The sequence below is a fragment of the Frankia sp. Cppng1_Ct_nod genome, assembly GCF_920656135.1.
GTDB lineage: Bacteria > Actinomycetota > Actinomycetes > Frankiales > Frankiaceae > Protofrankia > Protofrankia meridionalis.
Map to the genome: position 1 here is coordinate 1 of NZ_CAKKTK010000044.1, position 17,936 is coordinate 17,936.

General features: G+C 69.2%; 17 protein-coding genes, 3 pseudogenes and 1 riboswitch. Of the genes and pseudogenes, 8 read left to right on the forward strand and 12 right to left on the reverse strand.

From position 1 onward, the window contains the following. From NBW77_RS13640 to NBW77_RS13650, 3 genes and pseudogenes are all read left to right on the forward strand, one after another. A pseudogene (locus NBW77_RS13640) lies at positions 1-288 on the forward strand (FAD-binding oxidoreductase); the annotation flags it as partial. Then, entirely contained in the window at positions 285-425 is a 141-nt protein-coding gene (locus NBW77_RS13645; RefSeq protein WP_242605977.1) for an FAD-binding oxidoreductase, read from the forward strand. The pseudogene NBW77_RS13640 and the gene NBW77_RS13645, both read left to right, overlap by 4 nt. 97 nt (positions 426-522) lie before the next feature. Continuing rightward, positions 523-1,520 (forward strand): annotated as a pseudogene (locus NBW77_RS13650) (alpha-hydroxy acid oxidase). A gap of 153 nt (positions 1,521-1,673) precedes the next feature. Next, positions 1,674-1,791, forward strand: a riboswitch (SAM riboswitch). A gap of 1 nt (position 1,792) precedes the next feature. Here NBW77_RS13650 and NBW77_RS13655 read toward each other — a convergent pair. After that, on the reverse strand, positions 1,793-2,032 hold the full coding sequence (locus NBW77_RS13655; protein WP_131747669.1) for a hypothetical protein: 240 nt from the start codon (positions 2,030-2,032) through the stop codon (positions 1,793-1,795). A 53-nt stretch (positions 2,033-2,085) separates the two neighbouring features. Here NBW77_RS13655 and NBW77_RS13660 point away from each other — a divergent pair, with 53 nt between their 5' ends. Together NBW77_RS13660 and NBW77_RS13665 are read left to right on the forward strand one after the other, a co-directional pair. Further along, the gene (locus tag NBW77_RS13660) at positions 2,086-3,390 is read left to right on the forward strand and encodes an aminotransferase class V-fold PLP-dependent enzyme (protein ID WP_250279846.1); all 1,305 of its coding nucleotides are present in this window, start codon (positions 2,086-2,088) and stop codon (positions 3,388-3,390) included. 76 nt (positions 3,391-3,466) lie between these two features. Next, positions 3,467-4,060, forward strand: a complete 594-nt coding sequence (locus NBW77_RS13665) for a DsbA family protein (protein WP_131747668.1) — start codon at positions 3,467-3,469, stop codon at positions 4,058-4,060. Positions 4,061-4,277: 217 nt separating this feature from the next. On the opposite strand, the gene NBW77_RS13670 is transcribed toward NBW77_RS13665, so the two are convergent. The 4 genes from NBW77_RS13670 to NBW77_RS13685 all read right to left on the reverse strand — a co-directional run bounded on the left by NBW77_RS13670 (position 4,278) and on the right by NBW77_RS13685 (position 9,256). Then, the gene (locus NBW77_RS13670) at positions 4,278-5,654 is read right to left on the reverse strand and encodes an NtaA/DmoA family FMN-dependent monooxygenase (protein WP_250279847.1); all 1,377 of its coding nucleotides are present in this window, start codon (positions 5,652-5,654) and stop codon (positions 4,278-4,280) included. 69 nt (positions 5,655-5,723) lie between these two features. Next, positions 5,724-6,929 (reverse strand): LLM class flavin-dependent oxidoreductase, encoded by a 1,206-nt coding sequence (locus NBW77_RS13675; RefSeq protein WP_131747667.1) that lies wholly within the window; start codon positions 6,927-6,929, stop codon positions 5,724-5,726. Positions 6,930-6,978: 49 nt separating this feature from the next. After that, positions 6,979-8,247: an MsnO8 family LLM class oxidoreductase gene (locus NBW77_RS13680; RefSeq protein ID WP_131747666.1), complete on the reverse strand. Its 1,269-nt coding sequence runs from the start codon at positions 8,245-8,247 to the stop codon at positions 6,979-6,981. A gap of 73 nt (positions 8,248-8,320) precedes the next feature. Continuing rightward, positions 8,321-9,256 (reverse strand): sulfotransferase family protein, encoded by a 936-nt coding sequence (locus tag NBW77_RS13685; RefSeq protein ID WP_131747665.1) that lies wholly within the window; start codon positions 9,254-9,256, stop codon positions 8,321-8,323. Positions 9,257-9,641: 385 nt separating this feature from the next. Between NBW77_RS13685 and NBW77_RS13690 the strand changes: the two genes are divergently transcribed. Next, positions 9,642-10,589 carry a glycoside hydrolase family protein gene (locus NBW77_RS13690; RefSeq protein ID WP_131747664.1) on the forward strand — a complete coding sequence of 316 codons (948 nt, stop codon included), beginning with the start codon at positions 9,642-9,644 and terminating at the stop codon, positions 10,587-10,589. Between the two features lie 3 nt (positions 10,590-10,592). Here NBW77_RS13690 and NBW77_RS13695 read toward each other — a convergent pair whose 3' ends face one another. The 4 genes from NBW77_RS13695 to NBW77_RS13710 form a co-directional block, all read right to left on the reverse strand. Beyond that, positions 10,593-11,021 (reverse strand): 4Fe-4S dicluster domain-containing protein, encoded by a 429-nt coding sequence (locus NBW77_RS13695; protein ID WP_131747663.1) that lies wholly within the window; start codon positions 11,019-11,021, stop codon positions 10,593-10,595. Beyond that, positions 11,018-12,676, reverse strand: coding sequence for an FAD-dependent oxidoreductase (locus NBW77_RS13700; protein ID WP_242605974.1), 1,659 nt, complete (start codon positions 12,674-12,676; stop codon positions 11,018-11,020). The genes NBW77_RS13695 and NBW77_RS13700 overlap by 4 nt, the downstream gene beginning before the upstream one ends. A gap of 5 nt (positions 12,677-12,681) precedes the next feature. Next, positions 12,682-14,085: an LLM class flavin-dependent oxidoreductase gene (locus tag NBW77_RS13705; protein WP_250279848.1), complete on the reverse strand. Its 1,404-nt coding sequence runs from the start codon at positions 14,083-14,085 to the stop codon at positions 12,682-12,684. 85 nt (positions 14,086-14,170) lie between these two features. Continuing rightward, positions 14,171-14,491, reverse strand: a complete 321-nt coding sequence (locus NBW77_RS13710; RefSeq protein WP_242605973.1) for an ABC transporter permease — start codon at positions 14,489-14,491, stop codon at positions 14,171-14,173. A 1,009-nt stretch (positions 14,492-15,500) separates the two neighbouring features. On the opposite strand from NBW77_RS13710, the pseudogene NBW77_RS13715 reads away from it, so the two are divergent. Then, positions 15,501-15,878 (forward strand): annotated as a pseudogene (locus NBW77_RS13715) (TauD/TfdA dioxygenase family protein); the annotation flags it as partial. A gap of 162 nt (positions 15,879-16,040) precedes the next feature. Further along, the gene (locus tag NBW77_RS13720; protein ID WP_502799484.1) at positions 16,041-16,304 is read left to right on the forward strand and encodes an ROK family protein; all 264 of its coding nucleotides are present in this window, start codon (positions 16,041-16,043) and stop codon (positions 16,302-16,304) included. A gap of 125 nt (positions 16,305-16,429) precedes the next feature. On the opposite strand, the gene NBW77_RS13725 is transcribed toward NBW77_RS13720, so the two are convergent. From NBW77_RS13725 to NBW77_RS22450, 3 genes are all read right to left on the reverse strand, one after another. Next, positions 16,430-17,095, reverse strand: a complete 666-nt coding sequence (locus tag NBW77_RS13725) for an alpha/beta hydrolase (protein WP_349817012.1) — start codon at positions 17,093-17,095, stop codon at positions 16,430-16,432. A 173-nt stretch (positions 17,096-17,268) separates the two neighbouring features. After that, complete coding sequence (locus NBW77_RS22445; RefSeq protein ID WP_349817013.1) at positions 17,269-17,364, reverse strand: putative leader peptide; 96 nt, start codon at positions 17,362-17,364, stop codon at positions 17,269-17,271. 337 nt (positions 17,365-17,701) lie between these two features. Then, the coding region (locus NBW77_RS22450) for a hypothetical protein (protein WP_349817014.1) at positions 17,702-17,936 on the reverse strand (235 nt) is incomplete at its 5' end.

The window sequence follows — 17,936 nt, forward strand, 5'->3', positions numbered from 1 at the left end:
CCCCGACCGGCCCGTCGCCACCGGCGCCGAATGACCCCACAGCCCCCACAACTCGGGCAGCAATCCACGCGAACGACGCAGCTCGCGCGGTTCGCCGAGATCCTGCCCGACGGTCGGTGGAGCGAGGATCCGGCCGTTGTCGACGCCCACCGGCTGGACCGCTCCGGTTGGTATCCGCAGGGCAGGCCGCTCGGGGTGGCCTTCGCCCGTCAGATCTCGGATGTCCAGGCCGTGCTGCGTGAGGCGACCAGGCAGGGCGTGCCGCCCCGGACCTCGGCGGGACGGTGACCGGCGAACACGGCATCGGGGTGCTCAAGCGGCGCTGGCTCGGCGCGGAACTGGGGGCGCGCAATCACGACCTGCAGCAACGCCTGCGCCAGCTTTTTGATCCGGCCGGCATCCTCAACCCCGGACGGGCGATCTGAGCGCAGAGCCTGTTTGAACAACTTGAAGCGGAGACGACCAGTGGCCCGATGGATCGACAAACTCGAACAGGGCGCCGCCGAACACCTGCCCCGCCAGGTGTACAACTACTACCGGCAGGGCGCGGGCACCCACCACGCATGCGACGAGGCGACCCCCGCCTGGGACGCCCTGCGCATCCGCCCACGCGTCCTGCGCGACGTCACCACCGTCAGTACCGCGACCACCGTTCTCGGCACGTACCTCGCCACCCCGGTCCTCGTCGCGCCGACCGCCGTGCAGCACTTGGCCGAAGCCACCGGCGAGGCCGCCACCGCGCTCGGTGCGGCCAGGGCCGGTTCCCTGGTCTGCGTCTCCTGCTTCACCGCCCAGCCCTACACCGACATACGCGACACCGGTTCCCCCTGGTGGGCGCAGGTCTACGTACTACGCGACCGCTCCCTCACCCGGGACCTGGTGGCGCGGGCGGAAGCTGCGGGCGCGGCAGCCATCGTGGTCACCGTCGACACCCCGGTGCTTGGCGACCGCCCCTTCCCCGCCCCCGACTCCCACAGCATGTGGTATGGGGGCCGCCCCCTGGCAGTCACCGCGCTGCACGACGTCACCTTCGCCCGGGACCTCACCTTCGACGACATCGCCTGGCTGCGCGAAATCAGCGACTGCCCATCGTCGTCAAGGGGATCCTGCGCCCCGACGACGCACTGATCGCTGTGCAGGCAGGTGCCCGCGCGGTCATCGTCAGCAACCACGGTGGCCGCCAGCTTGACGCCGCCGTCCCCACCGCCACCGTCCTGCCCGGCATCGCCCACGCGCTGCAGGGTTCCGGCGCCGAGACCTACGTCGACGGCGGCATCCGCAGCGGCCTGCACGTCCTGGCCGCTCTCGCCCTCGGCGCCCGCGCCGTCCTGCTCGGCCGGCCCGTCCTGTGGGCGCTGTCCACGGCCGGCGCCGACGGCGTCTGCCGGCTGCTCCAGACCATCACCGACGAACTGCACCACGCGATGACCCTTGTCGGCGCCCGCGACCTGGACGAACTCACTCCCGACCTGGTGACACCCCCGATCAGCGTCGAATCGTGGGCGGCGCCGAGCCGATGACTGCCGCCGGCACGGGGGCCCGTCACCGGGGCCGCCTCCAAGGCCACCCGCCACCGCACCGGTGGAGAAGCTGTACCAGTGCTGCACGCCGCCTGGGTGTCGCGGAGCGCGACCGCAGACGATGTCATTGCCCCAACAGATTGCGTTCGACCAGGTCAAGAGCGCCAGCGTCAAGTCCGGGCTTGCTGGCCGGCAACCCTCCTCCGCGGCGGGGTGCCTCCCGGGCTGAGACCAGGCCGTGTCCGGGTGTCCGGCGCGGCAAGTGCGGACCCTCACCGGGTCCCGTGGACCCGAGGAGTCACGTCGTGGCGTTCTTTCAGTCTGTCCTGGATCACCCTGCCGATCAGACCGCGTCCGGCGGGCCGGACGGTGCGAGCGGGGGGTGTGCGGGCACGTCGGGCGGCGAGGCGGCGGGCGGCTGCGTGCCGGCTACGGTTGGGCTGGCCCCGCTGTTGCCAGTCGTCGGCGCCGATCTGGGTGTTCCGCTGGTCGGCGGCGGCCGGACGCGCCACGTCAACCTCGACTATGCGGCGAGCGCCCCAGCCTTGTCGCGGCGGCCGAGCAGGTGCTGCGGCTGTTGCCCTACTCGGCGAGCGTGCACCGTGGGGCCGGGTTGGCCTCACAGGTGTGCACGGCGCTGTACGAGAGTGCCCGCACGGAGGTGGGCGGCTTCCTCGGCGCCCGCTCTGACGACAGCGTGGTGTTCACCCGCAACACGACCGACGCGGTGAACCTGCTCGCGCACTGCGTCGCGCACGCAGGCGACGGTCCCGGCCGGGTGGTGGTGCTCGACCTCGAGCACCATGCGAACCTGCTGCCCTGGTCGGCGGAGCGGCGTCGGGTGGTGCCGGTGTGCTCGACGCCGCAGGAGACCCTCGACGCGCTCGCCGACACGCTGGGGGAGGAGCCGACCGCGCTGCTCGCGGTGACCGGTGCCTCCAACGTCACCGGGGAGCGGCTGCCGCTTGCGGAGCTGGCGCGGATCGCGCGCGGCGCGGGTGCCCGGCTGTTCGTCGACGCCGCCCAGCTGGCTCCGCACCGTCGGGTTGATCTGGCCGCGCTCGGCGTCGACTACCTGGCGCTGTCCGGGCACAAACTGTATGCCCCGTTCGGGGCGGGCGTGCTCGTCGGCCGGCGGGACTGGCTGGATGCGGCGCCGGCGTACCTGGCCGGCGGCGGCGCCGTGCAGGAGGTCACGTCTGAGTCTGTGAGCTGGGCGGATACGCCTGCGCGGCATGAGGCGGGCACGCCCAACCTACCCGGTGCCGTGGCGCTCGCGGCTGCCTGCCGGGCTCTCGCCGGCCTGCCGGCCGGTGCGCTCGCCGCGCATGACGAGGCCCTGCGCGCCCGGCTGGAGAGCGGGCTTGCCGCGCTGCCGGGTGTGCGCGTGCTACGGCTATGGCCGGGCGGCACCGCCACTGCCACCGACGGCGCTACTGGTGGGCGGGAGGCGTGGCCGGTCGGGGTGGTGGCGTTCACGCTCGCCGGTCACGACCCCGACGCGGCCGCCGCGTACCTTTCCGCAGAGCACGGTGTCAGCGTGCGGGCGGGCCGGTTCTGCGCGCATCCACTGCTCGGACGCCTCGGCGCGCCCGGAGGCGCGCTGCGGGCGAGCGTCGGGATCGGGTCGACTGTCGCTGACATCGACCGACTCGTGGATGCGCTCGACGCCTACCTCATCGGGGGACCGCGCTGGCGCTACGGGCGAGGGCCGGGTGGATGGGCGCCGATCCCGGACGACCGTCTGTTGCCCGACTGGGCCGCCGCGACGCCGACCGCGCCGGTGCCGGGCGCCTCACCCTGCGACCCCGATTCACCGCTTAGTGCTCTACCGCATCGCGCGGGTCCCGGGCGACGTTCGGCCGAGTAAGGCTCAAAAGACCATGGGCTGGGAAATATACCACGGTTGGGGACAACCGTTCGCACACCGGAAGTTGACAAGGCTCATGAGCCTCTCTTTCGCCGTCACCTGGGACTACCGCTGCCCGTTCGCCCGTAATGCACACGAACACGTGCTCACGGGCCTCGCGGCCGGCGCTGACTGGCGCGTCGCTTTCCTGCCGTTCTCGCTCGGCCAGGTCCATGTCGAGGAGGGTCAGCCCAGCGTGTGGGAGAAGCCCGAGCAGGACAACGGGATTCTCGCGCTGCAGGCTGGTGTGGTTGTGCGCGACGAGTACCCCGATCGGTTCCCGGCCGTACACCGGGCGCTGTTCGCCGCCCGCCATGACGATGCGTTGAAGTTGGACGACCCGGTTGTGGTGGGAAGCGTGCTGCGCGAGCACGGTGTCGACGAGCATGCGGTGTTCGCGCTGATCTACTCCGGCGAGGCGCTGAGCCGCGTCCAGAGCGAACACGAACAGTACGCTCAATCCCACACCGTGTGGGGAGTGCCCACGTTCATCGCCGGTGACCAGGCGGTGTTCGTCCGGCTCATGCACCGCGCCCCGGCCGGGGCGATCCGTACCGTCGAACGGGTCGTCGACCTGCTGACCGGCTGGCCCGAGCTCAACGAGTTCAAGCACACCTCCGTCCCCCGCTGAGCAAGGCTTGGTCGCGCCTTCCACGCCCTGGCCGGCCACGTTTGTATGCCGATGGCTCGCGCTGTGACCGCGATGTTCCACGGCCGGTGGATCGCGGCTGGCGGGCGTGGAGGTGCGGAGTTGGTCAGCCGATTGCGGCGCGCAGGTCGACGAGATCGGCCTCGGGCACGGCTATCCGGAACGGCTCGATCTGCATCTCCCGTATCTTGTCGGAGTCTCAGGACGCGGTCCGCCTGATTGTGGCTGCTCCGCCGGGAAGCGGCAGACCGAGATGATCCCGTAGGGTGGACCCCTCGTATTCGCTGCGGAACACGTCGCGTTCCTGTAGCAGCGGCACGACCTTGTCAGCGAACTCGTCCAGGCCGCCGGGTGTGATGTGCGGGACGAGAATGAACCCGTCGCTGGCGTCCTCCTGCACGAATCTGTTGATCGTTTCGGCGACGGTGGCCGGCGTGCCGATGAACGACTGCTTTCCGCTGACCTCGATGACCAGCTCGCGGATGGAGAGTTTCTTCGCTTCGGCCAGCTCACGCCACTGTTTCGCCACCGCGAGCGGATCGGAGAACATCCGTACGCTGGCGCGGCCCCGCGCGATGGTGTTCTCGCCCGGCCCGGGGTCGATCTCGGGTAGTGGGCCGTCCGGGTCGTAGGAGCTGAGGTCGCGGTTCCACACCTGCTCGAGGAACCGGATCGCGGTCTGCCCGCTGACCTGCTGGTGGCGGACGACGGCGGCGTGTTCGTGGGCCTCGTCGTCGGTGTCGCCGAGCACGAAGGTGGCGGCCGGGAACACGAGCAGCTCCTTCGGGGTCCGGCCGTAACGCGCCAGCCGGCCCTTGACGTCGGCGTAGAACGCCTTGCCCGCTTCGAATGTGCTGTGCCGGCTGAAGATCGCGTCAGCTGTCGCCGCGGCGAATTCGCGGCCCGCATCCGAGTCGCCAGCCTGGAAGATCACTGGACGGCCCTGCGGACTGCGGGGCACATTGAACTGGCCGACGATGTCGAAATGCGCGTCGTGATGCTCGAACGCGCCCGCGGACGCGTCGTTGATGAAGACCCCCGACTCCTTGTCGGCGACGATCTCGTCGCCGCGCCAGGAGTCGAACAGTTCCCACGCCGCCCGCAGGAACAGCTCGGCCCGCTCATAGCGTTGATCTTCATGCAGGAATCCGCCGCGGCGGAAATTCTCCCCGGTGAACGCGTCCCATGAGGTGACGACGTTCCACGCGGCCCGCCCGCCGGAGAGGTGGTCGAGACTGGCGAACTGGCGGGCGACCTCATAGGGCTCGTTGAAGGTGGAGTTGATGGTGCCGGCGAGCCCCAGCCGGTCGGTGACGGCGGCCAACGCGGTGAGCACGGTGAACGTGTCCGGACGGCCGACCACGTCCAGGTCGTAGATGCGGCCGGCCTGTTCACGCAGGCGCAGCCCTTCGGCCAGGAAGAGGAAGTCGAACTTCGCCCGCTCGGCCGTCCGCGCGAAATGCACGAACGAGCTGAACTCGATGTGGCTGCCCGACCGCGGATCGCTCCACACGGTCGTGTTGTTGACGCCAGGGAAGTGTGCGGCCAGATGGATCTGCTTGCGTGGTCTGCTCATCACGGCTCCTCGCAGGTCGTCCTCATGCATCAGTCGGCGACAGCCAGCCGACAGGCAGGGCAGGCGCTGTCAGACGGTGGCGTAGCGGTTCGCGGGCCGGGGCAGACCGAGCAGACCGAGCAGCGTGTCCGCCTCGTACTCATCGCGGAAGGCTCCGCGGCGCGCGAGCTCCGGCACGAGCAGACGGGTGATCGCTTCCAGATCATGGGGGATGGCGGCGGGACGCAGTCGGAATCCGGTCAGGCCGGCCTGCTGCCACTCCTGCAGCAGATCGGCCAGTTCAGGTGGCGTCCCGGTGAAGATGAGCGCGTCTGAGGCGTACCCGGCGCCGGCGAGAGAGTCCAGCCGGCCCCTGCGGTCGGCCGCCCGCCCCGGATCGACGTCCAGGAAGACGACCAGGTCGCCGAAGATGTGCAGCGGCTCGTCCGCCCGGCCTGCGGCGGCCTGCTCCGCGCGGACCTCCTGTTCGATGCCGCGTACCTGCTCGGCGTCCTGCGGCGTGACGTACACCACGTCGGCCGCACGTGCGGCCAACCGGTACGGGACGGTGGCATGCGCCAGGGCGGTGACCAGCGGCTGGCCCTGTGGCGGGCGCGGGGTGATCGACGGACCACGGACGCTGAACCCTTTCCCCACGAAGTCGATGTAGTGCAGCTTGTCCCGGTCGATGAACCGCCCGGTCGCCGCGTCGCGGATCTCGGCGTCGTCCTCCCAGCTGTCCCACAGGCGGCGTACCACCTCCACGTAGTCGGCGGCCTCGTCGAACAGATCCCTGATCAGCTCGGCGATCGGAGGCTGGTCGTGGTCGGCGAACCGGAATGCGGGGAAGTCACGCCGGCCGAAATGGCCGGCCTCGGCCCGGCTCGCCGAGACCTGGACCCGCCATCCGGCGCGACCCATACTGACGTAGTCGAGAGTGGCGATCGCCTTGGCGATGTGGAAAGGCTCGGTAGGGGTGACCCGCACCGTCGGGACGAGCCCGACGCGGCTGGTGTGCGGAGCGACCCGTGCGGCGATCAGGACGGCGTCGAGGCGTCCGCGCACCCGGTCCGTCCGGCCGTCGGGCCGCCCGTCGAACCGCGATGACTGCCAGGACAGCGAGTCCTCGATGGTCACGAAGTCGAGCAGACCACGCTCGGCTTCACGCACCAGGTCGGTCCAGTAACGTGCGATGAACAACTCGTCGGCGCGGGCGTCCGGCTCGCGCCAGGCTGCAGGATGCCAGCCGGTGCCGTCCAGTGCGGCGGCGAGGTGCAGGGGCGGCGGTGTGCTCATCGGCTCTCTTCCGGCTCGGACCACACGCTCGGACAGCACAGGGGCTGATCTAGGGGCGACGGGCGTCGGGTACGTGCGCTGACGGTGGCACGGGCGCTGAGCGCGCCCATGCTTCGGCGAGTAGCTCGTAGGACCGGACCCGGTCGGCGTGGTCGTGAGTGATCGTGGTGATGAGCAGCTCGTCGGCTCCGGTTGCGTCACGCAGCGTGCGCAGCCTCCGGACGACAGTTTCCGGCGAACCGACGAACTGGGTGTCGAGCCGGTCGGCGACCAGTGCGCGGCTCTGCTCCGTCCACGGGTAGGCCGCCGCCTCGGCGGGTGTGGGGTAGGGGACCGCGCCATCGCCGGTGCGGATGCTGGCTACCCACGGTCCGTATCCACTTGCCAACTGGCGGGCGGTCTCGTCGTCGTCGGCGACGACGACGTCCGCGGAGACCATGACGTGTGGCGCTGTCAGTGATCCACGGACTTTGGCTTCCGGCGGCGCGGAAAGAGCATGATCGCGCCGTCTTTGGCCATCCAGCGTCTCGGACGGCTGGAATGTGGCCCGGTATGCCGCAACCGTGTCGAGCACGGTGGACGGCACGACGTGGTAATTGGCAGCCAGCGGAAGTCCCAGTTCGCCCGCGGTCCGCGCGCTGTCGCCGGCGCTCGCGGCCAGGATCCACAGCTGTAGGTCGGCGCCCTCGGCGGTCGGTGAGCACAGGTGGACGCCGTCCGGTGTGCGGTACTCGCCGCGGATGAACGCCTGGATGTCGCGGACCTGGTCGGTGTAGTCCTCGTCGGCGCCGTCCCGGTACCCGACGAGGTCCATCTGTCGGCGGAGGTTTTCACGATTGAACATGACCTTCGGCGGTGCCGGGATCAGCAGACCGTTGATCACAGAGGGTTCGGCGGTGGCGGTGGCCGTACCGCCGCGCCCCGCCGACGGCCCTGCGGCGGATCCGGTGGCCCGCTCTCCCACCCTGCGCGCGCTGGAGCGTCCCAGACCGAGGTCGATACGTCCGGGGTGGATGTGCGCGATCGTCCCGAACTGTTCGGCGATGACAAGAGGCGTATGGTGGCCCGTCTGCACCGCTCCGGAGCCGACCCGGATGCGCCGCGTGGCGTCGGCGACCAGGGCGATCAGGACGGCGGGTGCGGCCGAGGCGACACCTGGGGTCAGGTGGTGCTCAGCGAGCCAGTACCGGGCATAGCCGAACCTCTCCGCGTGCCGGGCAAGGTCGATCGTGTTGCGCAGCGCGTCGGCGGCGCTCGTCCCGGAGCTCAGCGGGGCGAGGTCGAGCACCGACAGCGGGACAGGGCCTGTGGAGGGCATGCGACACCGTTCAGTGAGTCCGGGGTTTGGGCCTCCGGGGGCGCGCGAGGACCATGACCGCGCCGTCTTTGGCCTAGTCGATGACGTCGGGTTCCTGGCCCACGGTCAGCCAGTCCGCGTAGGACAGGCCGGTGACCTGTTCGAGCCGGGCGATGTCCTCGACGAAGTAGGGCAGGACGGCGTGTCGTTGCTCGGGGGTGAGTTGCGGTCGGCCTCCTCGCTTGCGCTGCAGCACGGTCAGCAGTGGTCCCCGGGCCGCCTTGCGCAGCGGCACGGGGAAGTGCTGACCGATCTTTCCGCCGTTACGCAGCAGTGCACGCAGTACCGCGTTGGTGCGGGTGTCGGCGACGAAGGGCGTGACGTTCTCGGACGGCACCGCGTCGAGCAGGCCGGTTTCGACGCCGAGGAATTCGCACACCCGGTCCAGCGTGGGAACCGGCGAGTCGCGCAGGTCCCGGTAGCGCAGCAGCAGCACCTGCTCCTGGGAGAACCGTCGGAACAGGTGGTCGAGTTGCTGGCCATAAAGTCCTTGCGAGACATAGTGCCAGAAGTGTGCCCATCCGTCGGCTCTGCGGCGTTCCTCGAGGGCGCAGGCACGGATGAAATCCCGTTCGGGTTCGAGGCCTGCGGCCCACAGATGCGTCCAGTTCGAGTGTGCCCGGTCGACGGGGTTGCGCAGCAGGACGATGAGCTTCGCCTTGGGAACGATCCGTTCGATGCGGTTCTGCGCGTCGAGGTCGTAGAGGTAGAACGGCGTGGCCTCACCGCGCAGCGCGCCGTCGGGCGCGGGGTCGAACAGCGCCTCGTATTCGGCCCGCTGCCAGACGTGTTCCTGGTAGGTCTGGGCGTCGCCCGGGCCGCCCTGTGCGGGTGGTGGCCCGTCGGACAGGAAGAACTTCGGTTCCTTGACTGAGGGCAGGAACAGCTGCGGGTGGCGGGTCAGTGTGGCGTGGAGCGCGGTGGTGCCGGCCTTTGGCACACCGATGACGAGGAAGTCCGGGAGAGGCATCGACGGAAAAGCTCCTATGTCATCACTCTCAGTAAAATCTTTTGGTGTCGCGTCGGGCAGCGGGCAGCGGCGACCGCAACGACGGGACGTGGAGAGGCAGGACGGCGTACGGGACGCAAAGCCCCGCGCGCAGAACCGAACTGGGACCGAACCGGGTGTGTAGCGGCTGGGGAGCCGGTGGGGAGCCGGTGGGCGCAAGCGACCGGACCAGGTCGACAGCTGGCCAGCCGTTCGGGCGCAGCGCCGCGCCCGGGAGGTTTCAGTAGAGCACGCATGCCAACCGCTCGTCCATAGTCGACCAGATCGATCGAGATGATTACAAATACCGGTGACAGCGGCCAGCGAACCCGCACACTTTGTTTACCAAGACAGTAGGCTTCGCGGCGTGGTGACGTACCCGACCCAGCGAACCGTGCCGAATGTGTCGCTGCCACGAACAGAGTCGGCGGCGACCGCCGTCCCTCCCCCCGGTGACGGACCGGGCTTCTGGGCGGGGGCGCCGAGTGCACTGCTGGTGGACGGCACCTTCTACCTCGCCTACCGGCTTCGACGGCCGATCGGCCGCGGCCGCGGGTACGCCGTGGTGATCGCCCGGTCGTCTGACGGCGAGCATTTCACCGAGATCGCCACCATTCGTCGGGAACCGTTCGGCGCCGAGTCACTTGAGCGTCCGGCGTTGGTGCTGACGCCGCAGGGAACCTGGCGGTTGTACGTGAGCTGCGCGACCCCGGACAGCCCGCACTGGTGGGTTGATGTCCTCGAGGCGGACACGCCCGCCGGCTTCAACCCCGAGCGCCGCCGTACCGTGCTGCCCGGCGACGCTCATACCGCGGTCAAGGACCCGGTCGTGGCCCTGTTGGACGGCGAGTGGCATCTGTGGGCGTCCTGCCATCTGCTCGACGACCCTGACGCAACCGACCGGATGGACAGTCGCCACGCCACGAGCGCCGATGGGCTGTCATGGCGGTGGCGCGGCACGGCACTGTCCCCCCGTCCCGGCGCCTGGGACGGACGCGGTGTCCGGATCACCGCCGTGCTTGCACACGGTGCGCAGCCGGTCGCCTTCTATGACGGACGGGCCAGCGCAGCGGAGAACTGGGCGGAGCGCACGGGCCTCGCCGTCGGCACCACCGTCGAGCGTTTCGATCCGGTCGGCGACAGCCCGGTGGCCGCGTCTCCCCACGGTGACGGTGCGCTGCGTTACGTCAGCATCGTGGATCTTCCGGATGGGGGTGTCCGGTTGTACTACGAGGCGTCCCGGCCGGATGGTGCACACGAACTGCGCACCGAGGAACATCGCATCCCGCAACAGGTACCCCGACAGCTGAAATAAGGATCATGAACCTGGATGCGGGACGTGTCCGGGCGGGCGCGGTTGGCCATTGGTCTCACCGACCTCACCGACCTCACCGACCTCCGCCGCTCGACGGATCCGTTCGACGAAGACGTAGTTCCGATCTTGGAGGCTGCCGGGCCTGCGGCCGTAGCCCCAACCGAGCCACCGCCGGTACTCCCCGAACCGGCCCTGGGACGCGAGAAAAGTCTCATCGGTCAGTGGGGACCCGGCTGGTGCCGGGCCGGCCAGCGGCGATACGAAGAGGGCGTCGGCGGGGCAGTTGGCCTCGCACATGAAACAGGTCTGGCAGTCCGACTGCCTGGCGATCACAGGATGGCCGCCGTCGACCGCCTCGAAGACGTCCGTCGGGCACACCTCGACGCAGATGTTGCAGTCGATGCACCGACTGTCGCTAATTACCTCGATCACGACGCCGCCATCTGCGCGAGCGCACCAGGGACACGGGCCTGCGGATGCGTGTCGGGACGGGCTTCACCGACCGCCGTCCAAACGCGGTCGAGGCCGCCGACGCGGATCCGGTGGACCAGTGCCGGGTCCGTGTCCGGATGGTCGTCCCGGACCTGAACCCCGCGGGTCTCCGGCCGGGACAATGCACTGCGGTACATCCATCGCGCATGTGCCAGCATCGCCGCGGCCTCGCGACTCCGGACGACGGCATGCGCATCGCTGCTGTCGGGGGCGAGTCCATCGACGACGGCGGACCACAGTGAGTCGAGGACGGCCAGGGAGTCCCGGAGACTCTGCTCCGTCCTGAACCTGTTGTGCTCCAGCGGGAGTACCCGGCTCTGCAGAGCGGCCACCACATCGTCGGCCCGCGGGCCGACGATGTGGTGGCCGCGGGGCCGCAGCCCCGGTCCGCCCGCGGGCCGCAACGGCGCCGTCGACCAACCGGTCGGCCGGCCTGCGGCGAACCGGGCTGCCGCTGCTCCTGCCCAGCCGCCCGACGAGATCGCCCAGGAACCGTTGTGGCTGCCACCGCCACTGATCGCGCCGGTGACCGGTTCACGCGATGCGGCGTCACCGGCCGCGAACAGCCCGGGGACGGTGGTCGCGCACTCGTCGTCGACCAGGCGCAGCCCGCCGGTGCCGCGGACCGTGCCCTCAAGGACGAACCTGATCGGGAAGCGCTGCGTGAACGGGTCGATGCCCATCTTGTCGAACGGCAGGAAGAAGTTCGGCTGGGACCAGCGCATCGCCTGCCGTATCTGGGGCTCGGCCCGCTCAAGCCGGGCGTACACCTGTGTGCGCAGTGCCGCTCGCTGCACGTCGAGAAGACCGGACGGGAAGAGACCGCCTGCCAGCTCGGCCCCCTCGGCATCGGTGAACGCAGCGAACTGGTACATCAGGCCTTTCGTCTGCGCGCCGAATGCAGGGGCGATGCCGTACTGGCAGGAGAACTCCATCCCGGACAGTTCCGCGCCGACCTCGGCCGCCATCAGCGCGCCGTCGCCGGTGTCCACGTTGAGCCCGAGCGCGCCGGACAGGAACGCGCAACCGCCCGTCGCCAGGACCACGGCACCGGCCCGGACCGCCCATCGCGTGCCTGCGCGTTGCCGCTGGATGCCGGCGGCGCCGGTCACGACACTATCGGGATCGACCAGGAGCTCGAGGGCTGGCGAATGATCGAGAATGACCACGCCGGCACGCCGGACCCGGCGGCGCATCAACCGCATGTACTCCGGTCCCTGAAGGCTGTTCCGGCGTTGCTCACCGTTGTCGGCTACCGGGAAGGGGTAGCCCCAGTCGGCTAGGGTCTGGACGGCATCCCAGGTGCGCTCGAGAACGCGCTCCATCCATTGCCGCTCCGTGAGATGGCCGCCGGCCACCTCACGGGCGGCAATGGCGTCCTGCCGGGCCGACCCGACAGGCGGCACGTACCACAGGTTGTTCCCGGCGGCCGCCGTGGAGCCACTGGTGCCGCAGTAGCCTTTGTCCGCGAGCGCCACACGCTGCCCGCGTGTCGCCGCTTCCAGCGCGGCCCAGGTCCCGGCCGGACCGCCGCCGAGCACGAGAACATCGACCTCGCCGGGAACGACGGCGGGCGTTGCACGGCGCCTGGACACAATGCTCACCTCTCCGATCTGTCCGGGCTCACCTCTGCGATCTCATCCGGCTGCCGCCCCGGCCGGTACCGGGCTGACGAGGCCGGGCGGACGAGGCCGGGCGGACGCTCGAGCCCGTAATGCTCGCGCAGTGTCTTTCCGGTGTATTCGGTCCGGAACAGTCCGCGCTGTTGCAGGATGGGGACCACCTGTTCGACGAAATCCTCCAGCGCGCCGGGCAGGTAGGGAGGCATCACGTTGAAACCGTCGGCGGCGCCGGCCGTGAACCATTGTTCGAGCTGGTCGGCCACCTGTTCCGGGGTGCCGGCGAAAACGCGATGACCGCGGCCGGCGGCGAGCTGGGTCAGCAGCTGGCGTATCGTGAGGTTCTCCCGGCGGGCCAGTTCCACGACGAGGGTGAAGCGGCTCTTGTTGCCGTTGATGTCGTCGACACTCGGCAGCTCCGCCGGCAGCAGGCCGTCGATCGGCTGGTCGAAAAGGTCGATGCCGACCATCTTCGACAGCTGACTGAGCCCGTATTCCGGTACGATCAGACCGTTCAGTTCGGCTTCCCGCTGTTTCGCCTCCTGCTCGGTGGAGCCGAGGATGGCCGCGATGCCGGGTAGGATCTTGATGCTGTCCGGCGAGCGGCCGTGGCGAACGGCGCGCTTTTTCAGATCTGCGTAGAACGCCTGGCCGTCCGCCAGGGTCTGCTGTGCGGTGAAGACCGCCTCGGCATACCGTGCGGCAAATTCCTTGCCGTCTTCGGAGGAACCGGCCTGTACGAGCAGCGGATGGCCCTGTGGGGGGCGCGGCACATTCAGCGGCCCGGCCACTGAGAAGTACCGGCCGGTGTGGTTGACCGGGTGGATACGGTCCGTGTCGGCATACAGCCCGGACCGCTTGTCGTACACGAGGGCGTCGTCCTGCCAGCTGTCCCACAGAGCACGCGTCACATCGAGGAACTCGGCCGCGCGCTGATAGCGGAGGTGGTGCTCCAGATGCGCCTCCGCGTTGAAATTACGCGCTTCGTCCTCCTGCCCCGAGGTCACGATGTTCCAGCCTGCGCGACCGCCGCTCAGATGATCCAACGAGGCGAATTTGCGGGCCACATGGAAGGGCTCGTTGTAGGTCGTGGAAACCGTGGCGACCAGCCCGATCCGGCTGGTCGCCACGGCTAGCGCGGACAACAGGGTCAACGGTTCGAACCGGCCGGCGAAGTTGTACCGCACGTTGTTCCACAGGGCGAGGCCGTCGGCCAGGAAGATCGAGTCGAGCTTGCCGCGCTCGGCGAGCTGGGCCATGCGGATGTAATGGTCGACGGATCCGTCGCGTTCGGGTTCGACGGCCGGGTGCCGCCAGGCCGCCTCATGGTGCCCGACATGCATGAGGAAGGCATTGAGATGTAGCCGGCGGGGGCGGTCGCTCATCTGCTCTCGATTCTTGTGTTGTTGGCTCTTGAGCTGTCGCCTCTCGGCGGCCTGCTGGTCAGGGGAGCCCGCGGCGCTCGCGCTTTCAGGAATTGGGTGCGACGCGCCAGCGGGAGAAGTATCGTTCCACGGCCAGGAGAAGCTGGTTGATACCCAGGACGATCACCGAGATGGTGATGATCCCTGCATACATCGCATGTATGGCGAAGTTGGACTGCGCGTAGCTGATAAGATAGCCGAGACCCGCTTTCGCGCCGACCAGCTCCGCGGCGATGAGCACCAGGATCGCGTACGCCCCGGCGAGGCGGATGCCGGTGAAAACGGTCGGGACGGCAGCGGGCAGAATAACCTTCTGGAACAACTGTAGTGATGACAGGTCCATCGACCGTGCGGACTTGATGGGCAACGGGTCGACACTCCTGACCCCGCTGACGGTGGCCTGGATGTCCTGCGGGCCGCTGATGGTGTTCCCGATCCACTTGAGAGTGATCGGGCCGAGATAGCCGAGGTCGGCGGCGAGCTCGGCGGGGGTGACCGCTCCGGGCCCGAGCTGGAACCGCCGGCGCCGTCACGGCCAGGGCTGCGGCGGCTCCGAGAGTCTTGGATTTCCTGCGGATGGTGCGAAACATGGTGCGTCCTTCAACATGAGGGCGGGTGAACTGTCTGTACGGGTCGCCGGCAGGGTCCGGGGAGCGGGCGGTGGGAACGGGTGGTGGGAACGGGTGGGTCGCCGCGAGGTCGCAGTGTCGTCTGCGTGACGACCGGAGAAATATCGAGAAGGGGTAAGCGCAGCCGTCAGCACGGATGTGTAACCCCGGCAGGAAGGCCATGGCGTGGCCGGCCCATCGCCGGGCCGGCTTCGACCGCGCTGAACGTCCGGTGACCGTCAGACAGCCGTCAGCCTGTCGGACTGGGTAGACCCCGTCGCCATTGACGGTGAGAAGGCATTTACGGGCCAGGTGAGCGGCCGGTCGGAAGGCATATGATCATGAAGCTTTTCGTGCGCCCGGAGGCCCGAGGATCGCAGGCCCAAAGATCTACAGGTGTGTCCACCACGAACGCCTCGGGATCGGCAGGCCGGGTCAGAGGCGACAGAGATCGCTGGCGACGTGGACATGGTCCACCGTCCGCCGGACCGAGAATCGCCTGTTTAGCACGTTGCCGACTATGTCGGTCGAGATGATGGATTGTCAACCCGTTGCAGGATCGACGTGACCTGCCCGATACCGCGGGGGCGCGACGCTTTCTTGACCGCCGCTGTGGTCATCCACCCGGGGAGCACTGCGGCCCAATTATTTTCACTGCGCTGCTAAACGTTGACTCGCCTCTGAGGGGGACCGGACCATGGGTGCCGTGGCCGGTTTGGTGGGAACCGCAGGTTGTTCGCCGCCGATTCGGACTATGCGAGGAGGGTCGCCGCCGAGCCGCTGGTGGCGATCCACCCGGTGGTGCGGGTCCATCCCGAGACCGGTGAGCGGGCCCTGTTCGTCAGCCCGAGTTTTACCGCGGGCGAGAACGAGATCATCGGATTTTCGTCCCGGCAGAGCCGCAGGCTGCTCGAGCTTTTCTATGAGGAGGTGTCCCGTCCGGAGTACACGGTGCGGTTCCGGTGGCAGCCGGGAGACGTCGCGTTCTGGGACAACCGGGCTACCGCGCATCTCGGGCCGTCCGATCTCAGTCATCTCGACTTCGACCGGGTGCTGTACCGGGTCACGCTCGTCGGTGACATTCCCGTCGGTGTCGACGGGAAGCAGTCCGAACTCGTCACCGGGCAGCCGTTCCTCGCCAGCTGAGTATCCCGAACGATTGATCAAGGAGAATCGTGACCGTCACAGGTATGGAGCTCCACGGGCCGAACGTCGCCCCGAGCAGGGCGTGGGTGCCGGGGGGGCGTCCGCCTGCTTCATGAACCCGCGATCCCGACGCGACACACCGCCGGTCCCGCGGCGGCTGTCCTGCGGGCCGTGCTCGGCCTGGGCGTGGTCACCGGCGGCCGGGTGGATCCGCAACGTGGGGTCGTTGTCGAGCGCCAGCCGCTCGGCTGGCGCGACGTCCCGGTCCGCAAGGTGCTGGCCACGGCGACGAGCCTGCCGGTTTACGTGGACGGCCATGCGCGCGCCCTCGCCCAGGCGGAGATCCTGTTCGGGGATCAACGGGCCCGGCGGAGCCTGGTCCACCTGTTCGTCGGCAACGTCGTCGACGCTGCGATGTCGATGTGAACCAACCGGGCGGGCAGGGCCGTCTGGTCGAGCAGACGCAGCGCCCACCCCGTCCACACCACCGGACGGATCGCCACGGGTTGCGCCGGCTCCACGATGCCCACGATGTCAGTGTCGGGGTGCGGTCAGTGTGGGGTGTGTCCGGCATGGATGAGCGCCTCGAGGAAGACGAGTATCCGCGCGGCCGCCCAGCGGTGGCCGTCGTCGTGCAGGACGCTGTGGCCGCCGGGCACGACCGCCAGCTCCGCTCGGGGCGCGGTCCGGGTCAGCATGCGGATCAGCGGGAGTGGGCTGATCTGGTCGTCGTGACCGTGGATGAGCAGGATCGGCATGTCAGGCAGGGCCCGTGGAGGCGATTCGGTCAGCGGCTCGCCGGACACAGGCCGGTGCAGAAGTGGCAGGCCGAGGAGGATGAGCCCGTCGGCCCGCAGCGCCGGCGAGCCGGCGAGGGTGAGCGCCCGCAGCGCGCCGGTGTCCGAACCGAGAAGGATGAACGGCACGTCCGGTTTGCGCATCTCGCCGAGTGCTGTGGCCGTGTCGCCTCCGGGTCTCGCGATCGCGACGGCGTGGCCGTCCCTGGCGAGTCTGATCGCCAGGGACTCGAAGCGTTCCGATGTCTCGTGCCGTCCGGTGAGCAGGGCAACGGACGTCCGGGCGGCTGGGGATACGTTGCGGGTCAGCCGGGGGAGAAGCCGGTCCACGGGCGGGTGGCCGGCGTCGGCGTGTGGGGAACCGCTGGCGTCTTCGAGGCCTCGGAAGGCATAGTTAACCGTGCGGGAGGCAGTGGTCACAGGTCTCTCCTGTCGTGCATCCTGGCCGGCCGCGGCGGACATGGTCCAGCGGCGGCATACCGGCGGGGAGGATCGATATCTGCACGTCGCCCTCGGGTGCGACGTGGTCCGACGAGATGAGCGGCAGCCATATCCGCAGGCGGGACGTGCACGCCGGCGGCTGCTGCGTTGACTCAGGCCGTGGAGCGCAGACAGGTGGCGGAAGCGACCCGCAGGAGGTCGATGTGAGCCCGTGTGACAAGCCACGCCGAGCAACGACGATGCTTCACACCTTCGACCTTGCGCCCGCCGGGCAGGAATGTCAACTTTCCCGACCATATTGGTGATGTATTGCCGGGAAGGGTGGGGCCGGATTACGGCGTCGGCGTCGACGACCGCGACGGCGTGGTCGTCTTTGGCCCAGTCCACTCCGCCGCCCACACGTCGACTACGTGCGGGTCGCCAGCGCGTTGTGTCCGGCGTCCTGACCGAACGGACGGTCACCGCAGGCTGGTCCCGAGCGCGCAGGCTGACCGTGCTGCCCAGCGGCCGGGTCTGCTCCTTCGGGCCGGCCCACGTCCACGAGATCAGAAACTCCGGCGCGGTCCCGGCGGTCAGTATCCACGTCTACGCGCCGGCGTTGGAGTTCATGCGACGATGCCCTGGATCCGCAGAGTGGACTGGTCGAGGTAGGCCGCGAGCAGGCCCCGGTGAACTGGTGACCTCCGTGACATCCGCCCGGCCGCGCAGCGCGCGACCGAGGGAGAGATCCCGGGCGCGTTGATCGTCGAGCGGAATGTACTCGAGTGGCGTCTTGACCCCGCCAGTGACGCGAAGCTCCCCGAGGCCACCGGTTACGGGC

Coding starts and splice junctions, on each gene's coding strand:
- NBW77_RS13665 (WP_131747668.1), top strand. CDS start 3,467: ATGAGCCTCTCTTTCGCCGTCACCTGGGACTACCGCTGCCCGTTCGCC.
- NBW77_RS13670 (WP_250279847.1), bottom strand. CDS start 5,654: ATGAGCAGACCACGCAAGCAGATCCATCTGGCCGCACACTTCCCTGGC.
- NBW77_RS13675 (WP_131747667.1), bottom strand. CDS start 6,929: ATGAGCACACCGCCGCCCCTGCACCTCGCCGCCGCACTGGACGGCACC.
- NBW77_RS13680 (WP_131747666.1), bottom strand. CDS start 8,247: ATGCCCTCCACAGGCCCTGTCCCGCTGTCGGTGCTCGACCTCGCCCCG.
- NBW77_RS13685 (WP_131747665.1), bottom strand. CDS start 9,256: ATGCCTCTCCCGGACTTCCTCGTCATCGGTGTGCCAAAGGCCGGCACC.
- NBW77_RS13705 (WP_250279848.1), bottom strand. CDS start 14,085: ATGAGCGACCGCCCCCGCCGGCTACATCTCAATGCCTTCCTCATGCAT.